General features: G+C 71.9%; 14 protein-coding genes. 12 read left to right on the forward strand and 2 right to left on the reverse strand.

All coding sequences use genetic code 11. The annotated features are described in order from the left end of the window. The first annotated feature begins 23 nt into the window (after positions 1 to 23). The 11 genes from ABZ370_RS14460 (at position 24) to ABZ370_RS14510 (ending at position 9,496) form a co-directional block, all read left to right on the forward strand. On the forward strand, positions 24 to 1,247 hold the full coding sequence (locus tag ABZ370_RS14460) for an acyl-CoA dehydrogenase family protein (RefSeq protein ID WP_358620106.1): 1,224 nt from the start codon (positions 24 to 26) through the stop codon (positions 1,245 to 1,247). Then, on the forward strand, positions 1,244 to 2,020 hold the full coding sequence (locus tag ABZ370_RS14465) for an SDR family oxidoreductase (RefSeq protein ID WP_358620107.1): 777 nt from the start codon (positions 1,244 to 1,246) through the stop codon (positions 2,018 to 2,020). The genes ABZ370_RS14460 and ABZ370_RS14465 overlap by 4 nt, the downstream gene beginning before the upstream one ends. Next, positions 2,017 to 2,808: an SDR family oxidoreductase gene (locus ABZ370_RS14470; protein ID WP_358620109.1), complete on the forward strand. Its 792-nt coding sequence runs from the start codon at positions 2,017 to 2,019 to the stop codon at positions 2,806 to 2,808. Before ABZ370_RS14465 ends, ABZ370_RS14470 begins: the two co-directional genes overlap by 4 nt. Then, positions 2,805 to 3,596 carry an enoyl-CoA hydratase-related protein gene (locus tag ABZ370_RS14475; RefSeq protein WP_358620110.1) on the forward strand — a complete coding sequence of 264 codons (792 nt, stop codon included), beginning with the start codon at positions 2,805 to 2,807 and terminating at the stop codon, positions 3,594 to 3,596. The genes ABZ370_RS14470 and ABZ370_RS14475 overlap by 4 nt, the downstream gene beginning before the upstream one ends. A gap of 64 nt (positions 3,597 to 3,660) precedes the next feature. Next, the gene (locus ABZ370_RS14480) at positions 3,661 to 4,809 is read left to right on the forward strand and encodes an acetyl-CoA C-acetyltransferase (protein WP_358620111.1); all 1,149 of its coding nucleotides are present in this window, start codon (positions 3,661 to 3,663) and stop codon (positions 4,807 to 4,809) included. 120 nt (positions 4,810 to 4,929) lie between these two features. After that, positions 4,930 to 5,550, forward strand: a complete 621-nt coding sequence (locus ABZ370_RS14485) for a TetR family transcriptional regulator (RefSeq protein ID WP_358620112.1) — start codon at positions 4,930 to 4,932, stop codon at positions 5,548 to 5,550. A gap of 201 nt (positions 5,551 to 5,751) precedes the next feature. After that, entirely contained in the window at positions 5,752 to 6,120 is a 369-nt protein-coding gene (locus tag ABZ370_RS14490; RefSeq protein WP_358620114.1) for a nuclear transport factor 2 family protein, read from the forward strand. Continuing rightward, the gene (locus ABZ370_RS14495; RefSeq protein ID WP_358620115.1) at positions 6,117 to 6,494 is read left to right on the forward strand and encodes a hypothetical protein; all 378 of its coding nucleotides are present in this window, start codon (positions 6,117 to 6,119) and stop codon (positions 6,492 to 6,494) included. Before ABZ370_RS14490 ends, ABZ370_RS14495 begins: the two co-directional genes overlap by 4 nt. A 30-nt stretch (positions 6,495 to 6,524) precedes the next feature. Beyond that, on the forward strand, positions 6,525 to 6,845 hold the full coding sequence (locus ABZ370_RS14500) for an EthD family reductase (protein WP_358620116.1): 321 nt from the start codon (positions 6,525 to 6,527) through the stop codon (positions 6,843 to 6,845). 12 nt (positions 6,846 to 6,857) lie between these two features. Continuing rightward, positions 6,858 to 8,375, forward strand: coding sequence for a class I adenylate-forming enzyme family protein (locus tag ABZ370_RS14505; RefSeq protein ID WP_358620118.1), 1,518 nt, complete (start codon positions 6,858 to 6,860; stop codon positions 8,373 to 8,375). Positions 8,376 to 8,455: 80 nt separating this feature from the next. Continuing rightward, positions 8,456 to 9,496 carry an MBL fold metallo-hydrolase gene (locus ABZ370_RS14510; protein WP_358620119.1) on the forward strand — a complete coding sequence of 347 codons (1,041 nt, stop codon included), beginning with the start codon at positions 8,456 to 8,458 and terminating at the stop codon, positions 9,494 to 9,496. A gap of 25 nt (positions 9,497 to 9,521) precedes the next feature. Here the strand turns inward: ABZ370_RS14510 and ABZ370_RS14515 are convergent, their stop codons facing one another. After that, entirely contained in the window at positions 9,522 to 11,081 is a 1,560-nt protein-coding gene (locus ABZ370_RS14515) for a serine/threonine-protein kinase (protein ID WP_358620120.1), read from the reverse strand. 291 nt (positions 11,082 to 11,372) lie between these two features. Between ABZ370_RS14515 and ABZ370_RS14520 the strand changes: the two genes are divergently transcribed. Then, complete coding sequence (locus tag ABZ370_RS14520) at positions 11,373 to 11,888, forward strand: hypothetical protein (protein WP_358620121.1); 516 nt, start codon at positions 11,373 to 11,375, stop codon at positions 11,886 to 11,888. A gap of 21 nt (positions 11,889 to 11,909) precedes the next feature. On the opposite strand, the gene ABZ370_RS14525 is transcribed toward ABZ370_RS14520, so the two are convergent. Next, positions 11,910 to 12,602, reverse strand: coding sequence for a bacterial transcriptional activator domain-containing protein (locus tag ABZ370_RS14525; RefSeq protein WP_358620123.1), 693 nt, complete (start codon positions 12,600 to 12,602; stop codon positions 11,910 to 11,912). Positions 12,603 to 12,803: the final 201 nt, after the last annotated feature.

A 12,803-nucleotide genomic window follows, 5' to 3' on the forward strand; every position in this document is an offset into this window, starting at 1 on the left:
CGGCCACCCGAACAGGAGCAATCGTGGATTTCGGATTCTCGCCCCGCGCGAGTGAACTCCAGGACCGCATACGGTCGTTCATGGAGCAGCACGTCCTCCCCGCGGAAGCGGTCTACGACCGGCAGCTGGCCGAAGCGGACGACCCGCACGCGCTGCCGCCGGTCATGGCCGCGCTGAAGGAGAAGGCCCGCGCCGAGGGCCTGTGGAACCTCTTCATGGCACACGGCGACTGGGGCGCGGGGCTCAGCAACCTCGAATACGCGCCCCTCATGGAACTGGCCGGACGCTCCATCATCGGCCCCGAGGTGTTCAACTGCTCGGCGCCCGACACCGGCAACATGGAACTCCTCGCGCTGTACGGCACCCCCGAGCAGCAGGAGCGCTGGCTGCGCCCCCTGCTCGACGCGGAGATCCGCTCGTGCTTCGCCATGACCGAGCCGGAAGTGGCCAGTTCCGACGCCCGCAACATCCGCACCCGCATCACCCGCGACGGCGACTCGTACGTCGTCAACGGCCGCAAGTGGTACACCTCCGGGATACTCGACCCCGACTGCGAGCTCATCATCCTGATGGGCAAGACGGACCCCGAGGCGCCCACCTACCGGCAGCAGAGCATGCTGCTCATCCCCCGGCACACCCCCGGCGTCACGGTCCTGCGCGACCTGCCGATGTTCGGCTACACCGACCGGCTCGGACACGGCGATGTGCTCTTCGAAGACGTCCGCGTCCCCGTGGCGAACATCCTCGGCGGCGAGGGCGAGGGCTTCGCCCTCGCCCAGGGACGGCTCGGCCCGGGGCGGATGCACTACGCGATGCGCGCCGTGGGATTCGCCGAGCGCGCCCTCCAGCTGATGTGCGAACGCGTCACCGCACGCACCGCCTTCGGCGGGCCGCTCGCCGACCGGGGCGTGGTCCGGGAATGGATCGCCCGCAGCCGCATCGAGATCGAGCAGCTGCGTCTCCTCGTCCTCAAATCGGCCTGGCTGATGGACACCGTCGGCAACGCCGCCGCCCGCATGGAGGTGGCCGCCATCAAGGTCGCCGCGCTGGAGGTGGCCCACAAGGTGGTCGACCGCGCGGTGCAGGCCCACGGCGCGGCGGGCGTGAGCGACGACACCGTACTGGCCCGGCTGTACGCCATCACCCGGGCACTGCGCATCGCCGACGGCCCCGACGAAGTCCATCTGCGGACGGTGGCCCGCCAGGAACTCGCGCGATACCGGAAGACCGACAAGGGGGCAGCGTGAGCGACAACAGTCTCGACGGCAAGGTGGCCGTCATCACCGGCGGCTCCCGTGGCATCGGCCTCGGCATCGCCACCGCCTACCGGGCGGCCGGAGCACACGTCGTGCTCGCGGCCCGCAAAGCGGCCGGACTCACCACGGCGCGCGAGGAGTTGCTGCGCGCCAAGGGCGACGGCGACATCCACACCGTGGTGGCGAACGCCGGTGAACCGGAGCAGGCGCAGATGTGCGTCGAGGAGACCATGGCCCGCTTCGGCCGCCTCGACATCCTCGTCAACAACGCGGCGACCAACCCGTACCACGGCGATCTGCTCGACCTGGACCTGCCGCGCGCGGAGAAGACCGTCCGCGTCAACCAGTACGGCATGATCGCTTGGACCCGGTACGCCTGGCGGGCCTGGATGGCCGAACACGGGGGAGCGGTGGTCAACATCTCCTCCGTCGGCGGGCTCGTCGTCGACCCGCACATCGGCTACTACAACGCCACCAAGGCCGCCATGCTGCACATGACCCGGCAGCTCGCCTACGAACTCGGGCCGCGCGCCCGCGTCAACGCCATCGCCCCCGGACTGATCAAGACCGAGCTGGCGCGGGCGGTGTGGGAGGTCCGCGAGCCGATCCTCACCGCCAAGCTGCCGCTGCGCCGCCTCGGCACGGTGGAGGACGTGGCCCACGCGGCACTGTTCCTGGCCTCCGACGCCTCCTCCTGGATGACCGGCCAGACCCTGGTGCTCGACGGCGGCGCGACCGCCCTGCCGATCGGGGTGGAAGCATGAGCGCACCGCGATCCGCCACCGAACTGTTCTCGCTTCACGGCAGGACGGCCCTGGTCACCGGCGCCTCCGCCGGGCTCGGCGCACGCTTCGCCGCCGTCCTCGCGCAGGCCGGTGCCACCGTGTTCGCCGCCGCCCGGCGCCCGGACCGGCTGAAGGAACTAGCCGACTCCGACGCACGCATCCATCCCGTCGTCTGCGACGTCTCGCGGGACGCGGACCGCAGGCGGCTCGTCGAGACCGCGCGCGCCGCCACCGGACGCGTCGACATCCTGGTCAACAACGCCGCGAGCTCCGGCGAGACCCGCGCCGAGGACGAATCCCCGGACGCCTTCGCCGATGTCCTCGGCGTCAACCTCACCGCACCCTTCCACCTGGCACGTCTCGTGGCCGAGGCACCCACCGAGGCACCCGCCGCGCAGGGTGCGCCGGGCCGGAGCGTCATCAACGTCTCCTCCATCCTCGGCTTGGTCACCGCCGCCCCGCTCGGCGGCGCGAGCTACTCCGCCTCCAAGGCCGGACTCATCGGGCTGACCCGGGAGCTGGCCGGACAGTGGGGCCCCGGCGGAACCCGCGTCAACGCGCTCGCCCCCGGCTGGTTCCGCACTGAGATGACCGCGGACCTCTTCGGCGACGAGCGCTCCGCCCGCTGGGTCGAGCGCAACACCCTGCTGCGGCGCGGCGGCGACGGCCATGAACTCGACGGCGCGCTGCTGTTCCTGGCCTCCGACGCCTCCTCGTACTGCACCGGACAGATCCTCACCGTCGACGGCGGATGGACCGCGCGATGACGGTAGGCATCGACATCGACGACGGCCTGGCCCGGCTCACCCTGCGCCGCGGCGAGGCGGGCAACGCCATCGGCCTGGACATGGCGCGCGGACTGCTGGACGCGGCCCGGACCTGCGCGGCGGAGGGCGTACGGGCCGTACTGCTCACCGGCGAGGGAAAGTCCTTCTGCGTCGGCGGCGACCTCAAGGAGTTCTCCCGGCTCTCCGGCGCCGCACTGGAGAAGCACCTCACCGCGGTGACCGACGCCCTCCACGACGCGCTGCGCACGTTCGCGGCGAGCGACGCGCCCATGGTGGCCGCCGTACAGGGCGCCGTCGCGGGCGCGGGGCTCGGCCTGGCCGCGTCCGCCGATGTGACCCTCGCCGCCGACACCGCCTCCTTCACCGCCGCGTACACCGGCATCGGCTACACGCCCGACGCCGGGGCCAGCTGGTTCCTGCCCCGGCTCGTCGGCCCCAAGCGGGCCCTGGACCTGCTGCTGACCAACCGCCGCGTCACGGCGGCCGAAGCCGTGGACATCGGACTGGTCAGCCGCGTCGTCGACCCCGCCCGGCTGGCCGACGAGGCCGCGCGCACGGCCGAGGCGCTGCGCCGCGGACCCACCGCCGCCTTCGGCGCCACCCGCCGTCTCGTCGCCGCCGGGCTGACCGCCGACCTCGGTCCGCACCTGGACCGGGAGGCCCGCGCGATCGCCGCCGCGGCCGCCTCCGCCGAGGGCCGCGAGGGCGTCGCCGCCTTCCTGGGCAAGCGGGCCCCCGACTTCCCACGCGCCACGCCCAGCGCCTGAATCCCCCAGCGCCTGCCCCCCTCCAGCGCCTGAACCCCCAACCCGAACAACCATGGAGCCCGCCATGCCCGAAGCCTTCATCGCCGGAGCCGTCCGTACCCCCGTCGGCCGCCGCAAGGGCGCGCTCAGCGGTGTGCACCCCGCCGACCTCGGCGCCCATGTGCTGCGCGCCCTGCTGGAGGGCACCGGCGCCGACCCGGGTGCCGTCGACGACGTGTACTTCGGATGCGTCGGCCAGATCGGCGCCCAGACCGGCAACGTCGCCCGCACCGCCTGGCTGTCCGCGGGGCTGCCGCACCATGTGCCCGGCACCACCATCGACCGCCAGTGCGGCTCCTCCCAGCAGGCCGTGCACTTCGCGGCCCAGGCGGTCGGCTCCGGCGCCGCCGACCTGGTGGTCGCGGGCGGGGTGGAGGTGATGAGCCTGGTGCCCATCGCCAGCCCCATGTACGTCGGGGAACAGGCGGGCTTCGGCAGCCCGTACGCGGGGGACGGCTGGCGCGAACACTTCGGCGACCAGGAGGTCTCACAGTTCCGCGGGGCCGAACTCATCGCCGAGAAATGGGGCATTTCGCGTACGGACATGGAGGAGTACGCGCTCACCAGCCACCGGCGGGCCGTCGCCGCTCAGGCCGACGCCGCCTTCGACGACGAGATCACCCCGGCCTTCGGCCTCACCGCCGACGAGGGCCCGCGCGCCGACACCACCCTGGAGAAGATGGCCGGGCTGAAGACCCTCACCGAGGACGGCCGTCTGACCGCGGCCGTTTCCAGCCAGATCTCCGACGGCGCCGCCGCCCTGCTGATCGCCTCCGGGGAGGCGGTGCGCCGCCATGGTCTGACCCCGCTCGCCCGGGTGCACACCATGGCGGTCGTCGGCTCCGACCCGATCCACATGCTGACCGGCCCGATCCCCGCCACCGAGAAGGTCCTGGCCAAGGCCGGGCTGCCGATCGGCGCGATCGACCTGGTCGAGATCAACGAGGCCTTCGCCTCCGTCGTCCTCGCCTGGCAGAAGGAGACCGGCGCCGCCCCGGAGCGGGTCAACGCCTTCGGCGGGGCGATCGCGCTCGGACATCCGCTGGGCGCGACCGGTGCCCGGCTCATGACGACGCTCGTCCACCAACTGCGCAGGACCCAGGGACGCTATGGCCTGCAGACGATGTGCGAGGGCGGCGGCATGGCGAACGCGACCGTGCTTGAGCGCCTCTGACCAAGCCGGCGCCGTTCGGTCCGGGTCGGTCCGGGTCGGCCCGCGTCGATTGGCAACTGAGTTCAGCTTGGGTCTACTCTCGGGTACGGACGAGGTGGACGGCGGCCAGGAGACGGGGTCATGGCGACAAGGGTTGAACCGGAAGCGGGACCGAGGTCCAAGCGCGCCGCCATTCTGGCGGCCGCCGTCGACTGCTTCGGCGAGACGGGCTTCGAGGCCACCAAGTGGTCCACCGTGGCGGAGCGGGTCGGCATCGGGCAGACGGCGCTCTACCACTACTTCGAGTCCAAGACCCACTGTCTGCTCACCATCATGCGGCTGGAGCTCCAGCGCTCCCACGACAAGTTCACGGAGGCGACCGCGGACGTCACGGACCCGGTCGAGGCTCTCCGGGCGGCCGTGCGCGCGGCGTATGACGTCTCCGACCACGAGGTTCTGCAGATGCGCATCCTGCACAACCACATGGATCTGCTCTCCGGCCCGCGCAAGTCCAAGCGGGAGGAGGCCGAGCGCGTCGAGGCCCGCCGACTGGTCCAGCTCGTCGAGCGCGACTGGACGAACCTGCTGGTACGGGGCATGTCGCAGGGCGCGTTCCCGCTCCGGGACGCACAGCTGCTGGGCTCGGGCGTGCTCGGCCTGATCGTCAGCGTCTGGCGGTGGTACCGGCCGTCGGGGCCGACGCCGCTGTCGGAGATCAGCGAGCTGATCGAGGGCGCCTGCGTGCGGATGGTCGCCACGTGACGCGCTGAGCGAATCCACTCTCTCCGGCCCCCGGCGGAACCATCCGCCGGGGGCCGTTTTCCCGTCCGTCCAGACCCTTGTCAGCCGTGTTTCACCGGGATTACCATCCAGAATGAATTGAACTGAACTCAGGTTGATCTGGGGGGTCGAGAAGGTCCCGGGTCCCGGGGCACTCGGCCCGCCAATCGAAAGGGCCCCCTCATGGCGTTGCGCGCGTATTTCGCCGGTATGGACAGCCGGCATCCGGAACGGACGCTCGAACTGCTGGAACCCGATTTCCGGTTCCTCATCGCCCTGCCGGGCAAGGAGGTCACCGGCACCTCCAGGGATGACTTCGCCGCGTACATCGGCGGCCGCAATCCCGTGGACCGGACCCACGAGATCCTGCGCCACAGCCGGGACGGCGACCTGGAGACCGTCTACGGAGTGGTGACCGAGGGCGGGGAGTACAAGGGCTCCTTCCACTCGGCCGCGGTGCTCTCGCCCGGCGGACTCATCGCCCGCTACCAGGCCTTCTTCACCGTCTCCTTCCAGCTGATCGACTGGGCCGGGGACAGGAGCCGGGTATGACGGACACCCCGGTGGCGGCCCCCTTCCTCACCGCGTGGTTCGAGATCCTCGACGGGGACGAACCCTCCCGGATCCTCGACTTGATCAGCGACGACTTCGCCCTGTCCATCCTGTTCTCCACCGGCGACGGCAACGCCACCGACTTCGCGGGAGGCCGCGCCGCCCTCGTCGGCTATCTCGAACAGCGCGAGAAGGGCACCCGCACCCACCACCGGCTCGCGGCGACCACGCTCGGCCGGGACGAATTCTTTCTGGGCGAGGTACGGCGTGCGGGGGTTCCCGAGGCGACCTTCGTCGCCACCGGGCGGGTGAACGGCGACGGCAGGCTGCAGCGCCTGCTGATCGGGCGCTCGTCGGAGATCCGCTTCACCTGACCCAGACCACTCACCGTGCGGAGGAGCTTCATGTACAACCTCGTTCTGCTGGCAGCAGGGCCCCCGGAGTGGACACACGAGCAGTTCATCACGTGGTGGCGCGGCGACCACGCGGAGCTGACCTGCCGCCTGCCCGGACTGCGCAGCTGGCGGCACACCGAGATCGACGCCGCGCTGGAGCCGCGCTCCGACGGCTGGGACGGCCTCTCCGTCCTCGGCTTCGACTCCCCCGAGGACCTGAAGAAGGCCCTCGCGAGCCCCGAATGGGCCGCTGCAGTCGCCCAGGTGGGCGACATGAAGGGCCGCCGCATCGCGGTCATGGGGCACGAGGCGGAGCTGTTCGCCGCCTGAGGAGGGGACGAGATGCGACAGGTAGTGCGGGAGTTCCAACGGCGGGCCGCCGAGGCAGACTTCGTCGCCGTCATCGACGACACGGGCAGCCACACGGCCCGGCAGCTCCTCGACGAGGCCACGCGGCTGGCCGCGGCGCTGTCCGCGGACACGGCTGACGGCGCCGTCGGCACCGTCCTGATCCAGGCGGACAACTCATGGCGCACCGTCGCCGCCACCCTCGCCGCGGGCCTCAGCGGCGGCGACGGCGGAGTCATCGCCCTGGTCAACCGGCATACCACCCCGGCCGAATTCGCCACCGCCTGGGCGGACATCCGCCCGGACGCCGTGGTCGCCGAGCCCTCGGCGATCGCGGAGTGGGCGGTGTCCGAACAGCTGCCGGGCCCGGCGCGGACCGTGCTCGACGGCTGGACGTGCCGGTCCGCCCCCGGCGAACGTGAGGCGTCCCGGTGGTCGGGCGGCGTCCTCATCGGCCTGACCTCCGGGTCGACCGGGCGGCCCAAGGGCGTCGTACAGTCCGAGCAGGCCCTGCGCTATGCCGCCGAGACCACCATCACCGTCAACGGGCTGTCGCCGGGCGACGCAGTCGCCGCGATCGTCCCGCTGTCGTCGACGGCCGCGTACTGCTTCGGCGTCTACGTCTCCCTCCTGCTGCGCGGACCGCTCGTCATGACGGCGAAGTGGGACCGGGCCCGCGCGCTGCGGCGGATGGCCGACACCGGGGTCCGCTGGACCATGTGCGTACCGACCATGGCGCTGCAGATGGGCGACGAGGCGGCCGGTTCCGGCGTCCTCAAGGGCGTCCGCTCGATCACCGTCGGCGGCGGGCCCATGGACCGCGCCGCCCTGGCCCGGGCCGAACAGTCCCTGGGCACCAAGATCCTGCGGGTCTTCGGCATGTCCGAATGCCTCGGCCACACCTCGCCGCGCCCCGACGACCCCGAGGAGATCCGGCTCGGCAGAGACGGCCGCCCCTTCCCGGGTACGGACGTGCGCGCGCTCACTCCCGAGGGTCAGGTGGCCGGGCCCGGGGTGACCGGCCGGGCGCAGGTGCGCGGCCCGTCCCTCTTCCTCGGCTACGCGGGCGACGGGCGGGCCGTTCCCCCGGCGCTGACGGAGGACGGCTATCTGCCCACAGGCGATCTGCTGATGGCCCACGAGGACGGCACCCTCACCATCATGGGACGCGAGAAGGACATCATCATCCGCGGCGGCCGCAACATCGACATCACCGAGATCGAGCGCGCGGTCGCCGGTCACCCGCGCGTGGCCCGGGCGTGTGTGGTGCCGGTCCCCGACGACATCCTCGGCGAACGCGTGGCGTTGCTCGTCGTCACCACGGACGGCCGGCCCGTCGATCTGGCCGAGATGACCGGCCACTTGGAGAGCATCGGATTGTCCAAGACCAAGTGGCCCGAATACGTGTACGGTACCGACGAGTTGCCCCAGACCAAGGTCGGCAAGCTCGACCGGGGCGGGGCCCGGGAACTGGCCGAAGGCCTGCACGCTCACGAGCCCGGCCGGGCCTGACGAGGGGGCGCATGCGCCGGCGGCTGCCGCCGCGGCATGCACTCCCTCGTGATCCAGGCAGTTCATCAACGAGGAGGATCATGACAGCGCGGTTCGACCAGGGCCCGTGGGCAGCGGCCGGAGTCCAGACCGTACAGCCCGGGGTACACCGCGTGCCCTTGCCGCTGCCGAACGACGGCCTGCACGCCGTGAACGTCTACCTCCTGGAGGACTTGGACGAGGACGGCGGCATCGTCATGATCGACGGCGGCTGGGCGATCCCCGAGGCGCGCAAAACACTTGAGGAGGCCCTGGCCGCCATCGGCCGCGACCCCGGCGACATCAGCCACATCCTGGTCACCCACATCCACCGCGACCACTACACCCACGCCGTGGAGCTGCGCCGGTTGCTGGGCTCACGCGTCTACCTCGGCGCGGGCGAACGCCCCGGACTGGAGATGCTCGACCGGCTCCGCAGCGACCAGCCGGTCGGCTCACTGCACACCCTGCGCGCGGCGGGCGCCGGGGAACTCGCCGATCACATCGAGGCGATGGACCACGGCGGCTACGACCCGAGCGTGTGGGAGGCCCCCGACCGCTGGCTCGGCGCCGAAACCCTGCGCTTCGGCGACCGCGAACTGCGGGTCGTCCCCACCCCCGGACACACCAAGGGCCATGTGGTCTTCCTGGACGAACAGCGCGGACTGCTGTTCTCCGGGGACCACGTCCTGCCGCACATCACCCCCTCCATCGGCTTCGAACTGGCCGAACCGGGCGGCCGTCCGCTCGCCGACTACCTGGACTCGCTGCGGCTGATGACCCGCCACGCCGACGCCCGCCTGCTGCCCGCGCACGGACCGGTCACCGACAGCGCCCACACCCGGGTCGCCGAACTGCTCACCCACCACGACGACCGGCTGGCGGCAAGCCTGACCGCGCTGGGCGAGGACACGCTCGACGCCCACGCGGTGGCGCGGGGGCTCGCCTGGACGCGCCGGGCCGTGCCGTTCGGGAGCCTGAGCGCCTTCAACCAGATGCTCGCGGTCAACGAGACCGCCGCGCACCTGGACGTCCTCGTGCTCCGCGAGCAGGTGACGGTGGCGTTCTCCGACGGGGTGAACCAGTACACGCGCGTGCGGTGATGAGCCCCCGTCAGGGCGCAAGCGGTCAGCGGGTGTGCAGGCCTTGCTTCACCTTGTCGAAGACGGGACGGTAGGTGTCCCACTGCGCCTCGGGCGCCGAGAGGTAGACGTCGTACTCCGTGCCGCCCTCCCGGCCGTAGCCGAGGTCGATGGCGCGGAAGGTGCGCACTCTGCCTTCGAACGTGCACTCCCAGATGGCCGCGGGCTGCCCCCGGAAGGTGGTGCGGTCCAGCCGCAGCCGCCGGTACACGTCGTAGTTCTGCTTGGTGTTCGCCTCGATGTCCCGGAAGTGCGCCACGGGCGTCGGCCCGGCCGGGTCCACCGTGCCGATCGTGATCTCGACCAGGCGGGACGGGTCGATGTAGCTGACGCCTTCGCTGGTGCGCTTGTCCATCTTCCACCCGTTCGGTACGGGGAAGGAGACGCCGAGCTTCTCCTCCTCGACCAGGTGGTAGCCGTGGGGGACCGGCCGGGGCTTCGCCTCGCCGCCCCGCTGTCCGCCGTGGTCCGGCCATACCGAGTAGGCCCCGGCCGCCGCCGCGATCGTCAGCGCCACCGCCGCCAGGCTCCACAGGACGCGGCGGCCCCTGCGACGGGTGCCGCCGTGTTGCTCCGGCGCGGCCACGGCGCCGGTCGGCGGCGGGGCGGCGGCCGACGCGGGGCGCTCGGCCGTGCCCGTGCCCGTGCCCGTGGCCGTGCCAGGGGCCGGGTCAGGGGCCGTGTCAGGTGCTGGGTCAGGGGTGTGCTGCCGCGACGCCGTCAGCTCCTCCGCTGCCACGGCCTTCAGCTGCCGCTCCGTCTCTTCCGCCGACGGCCGCTCCCCGGGCTCCTTGGCCAGCAGCGCCTCGATCAGCGGTCCCAGCGGACCGGCGTGGCGCGGGGGCGGCAGCGGGTCGGCGGCGGTCGCGTAGACCGTCTCGATCGCCGTGTCCCGGCGGAACGGGGGGTGTCCTTCCACCGCCTGGTAAAGCGTCGCGCCCAGCGCCCAGAGGTCCGAGTAGGGGCCGGGCTTCTGGCCCCTGACCCGCTCCGGCGCCATGTACTCGATGGAGCCGATCATCTCGCCGGTCCGGGTCAGCGTCGACGTTCCGCTGGCCACCGCGATGCCGAAGTCGGTGAGCACGATCCGCTCGTCGGCGCTGAGCAGCACATTGCCCGGCTTGACGTCACGGTGCAGCACCTCGGCCGCGTGCGCTGCCCGGAGCGCGGCGACCATGCCCCGGCCGATCCGCGCCGCCTCCTGGGGCGGCACGGTGCCGCGCTCCTTGAGTAGCGCGCCGAGGGTGGTGGAGGCCACGTACTCCATGACGATGCACGGCAGCCCCTCCTCGTCGTCCACGACGTCATGGACGACGACCACGTTCGGGTGGGTGATGCGGGCGGCGCTCCGCGCCTCGCGGCGGGTGCGTTCGTACAGCGTGGAGAGTTCGTCCTCGGAGAGGTGGTGCGGAGCGTGCAGCCGCTTGACCGCCACGTGGCGGCCCAGTACGGCGTCCTCGGCCCGCCACACCGTGCCCATGCCGCCGCTGCCGATCCGCTCGGTCAGCCGGTACCGGCTTGCGACCAGCCACCCCTTGTCCGACACCGCATCCCTCTTCGTTCCGCCCTGCGCGTGCTCGTTGTGCTTCGACACGATAACCGGCGCGAGCGCCCACGCCCCGACGGCCCTCCCCGCGCGCCGGGATGCCGTCCCGCGCGTGTCAACACCGTGCCCGCCGCCCGGCGTCCGGAACCGCGCGTCGCCGGATTGCGACCTGTCAGGGTGAGGCCCGGGCCCCATAGGGGGCCTGGGACGGAAGAAAGAGGCGTGGGACGTGAGAGGTTTATCCGTCGAGGACGTGCACAGATGCGGCATCGCCGATGAGAATCGCCGCTGATGGCGGGCGAGCGGGCGGGGCTGTGGGGCCGTCTGGTGGAGGCGTTACGCGGGCGCGAGCCCGGACGCCCCACGGAGGAGGGGGAGGTCTGGGCGTACACCCCGTCCGGCGCCCCGGCCGGTTGCCGTCAACTGCGGGTGTGCCAGGTGCCCGGCGGGGATGACTTCGCCCGGCTCACCTGGCAGGAGTGCGGCCTGTGCCGGAGGGGCCTGGTCCGCAGAATCCGGGTCGCCGACCGATGGCAGCGCCGGGGCTATGGGAGCCGCATGATGATGCGGGCCCTGCGCGACTGTGAGACGTACACCTGGACGACCACCAAGCAGTCGGAGTTCGGCGAGAGCTTCTTCGCGGCACTCGCGGCCGCCACCGGCATCGACTTCAGCCCCGAGTCCCGGGCCTGCGACCATATGCGGGCCGCGCGGGGCGCCGCCCGCGGTGAGTCCAGGCAGGAGCCCCCGCAGCCGTACGACAGCCCCGGTGAGCCCCGTTGGGCCCACCGGGACGGGCTGGGCTGAGCCGCGGAGGCGGAGCCGGTTTCACCGTCCGCCCGCGCCCTCCACCAGTACATCGTTCGCCGGGCGGCGGACGACGACGCGTGGCTGTGCCGGGGGCGCGGCCCCCTCGGGGGCGGACGGCTGGGACGGCTGGGACGGTACAAGGCTTCTCAGCGCCTGGGAGGGCTCCAGGCCCAGCTCGTCGAGCAGCACACGGCGGCACTGCTCGAACTGCCGCAGGGCCGCGCCTCTGTTCCCGGCGGCGAGATGCGCGGTGATCAGTACGCGATGGGCGCTCTCCCGCAGGGGTTCCGCACGGACGGCGGCCAGCCCCGACGCGACGGCCTCGCCGTGGCGGCCCGCCGCGGTCAGCCGCTCGGTCATCGCCTCCAGGGCGTACAGCCGGAGTTCGTGGTACTGCTCCTGCTCGACGAGCACCCACTCGTTCTCCGACCACTCGGGCAGCAGATCGGACGAGAGGTCCGCCCGCGTCTCGGTGGTGAGGATGTCGTCGCACGGGCGGGACATGTCGAGCAGCCGGTGGGCGCGCGTGGCCGCCGCGTGGATGTCCACGGCGATGTGTTTGGCGATCGCGAGTTCCTGTGTGGACGCGTCGATGACCTGATGTCCCGTCCGGGTGGCGCGCCACAGAGACGATCTGAGGTTGGCGTTGGCGCGGGGGGCCGTCACGTCGGGCCACAGCGTTCCGGCCACATACGTTCGGGTGCGCGGCATGTTCTGCAGGGCGAGGAACGCGAGGAGGCGCTGGGCGCTGGAAGAAAGGGGAACGCGTTTCTGATCGACCGATAGCGTGAAGCTTTTGAGCAGCCTCAACGTAATGACATGGCCTTCTGCGCTCATCGGCCCCCCGGGCGATATTGGCTTCGGTGAAAGATCCTCGGTGAAAGATCCCATACCGGCAATCGGGATACTGCC

This window comes from Streptomyces sp. NPDC005962, from assembly GCF_040629205.1.
Lineage (GTDB): Bacteria > Actinomycetota > Actinomycetes > Streptomycetales > Streptomycetaceae > Streptomyces.

Coding starts and splice junctions, on each gene's coding strand:
- ABZ370_RS14470 (WP_358620109.1), top strand. CDS start 2,017: ATGAGCGCACCGCGATCCGCCACCGAACTGTTCTCGCTTCACGGCAGG.
- ABZ370_RS14475 (WP_358620110.1), top strand. CDS start 2,805: ATGACGGTAGGCATCGACATCGACGACGGCCTGGCCCGGCTCACCCTG.
- ABZ370_RS14480 (WP_358620111.1), top strand. CDS start 3,661: ATGCCCGAAGCCTTCATCGCCGGAGCCGTCCGTACCCCCGTCGGCCGC.
- ABZ370_RS14485 (WP_358620112.1), top strand. CDS start 4,930: ATGGCGACAAGGGTTGAACCGGAAGCGGGACCGAGGTCCAAGCGCGCC.
- ABZ370_RS14490 (WP_358620114.1), top strand. CDS start 5,752: ATGGCGTTGCGCGCGTATTTCGCCGGTATGGACAGCCGGCATCCGGAA.
- ABZ370_RS14495 (WP_358620115.1), top strand. CDS start 6,117: ATGACGGACACCCCGGTGGCGGCCCCCTTCCTCACCGCGTGGTTCGAG.
- ABZ370_RS14500 (WP_358620116.1), top strand. CDS start 6,525: ATGTACAACCTCGTTCTGCTGGCAGCAGGGCCCCCGGAGTGGACACAC.
- ABZ370_RS14505 (WP_358620118.1), top strand. CDS start 6,858: ATGCGACAGGTAGTGCGGGAGTTCCAACGGCGGGCCGCCGAGGCAGAC.
- ABZ370_RS14510 (WP_358620119.1), top strand. CDS start 8,456: ATGACAGCGCGGTTCGACCAGGGCCCGTGGGCAGCGGCCGGAGTCCAG.
- ABZ370_RS14520 (WP_358620121.1), top strand. CDS start 11,373: ATGGCGGGCGAGCGGGCGGGGCTGTGGGGCCGTCTGGTGGAGGCGTTA.
- ABZ370_RS14525 (WP_358620123.1), bottom strand. CDS start 12,602: ATGCCGCGCACCCGAACGTATGTGGCCGGAACGCTGTGGCCCGACGTG.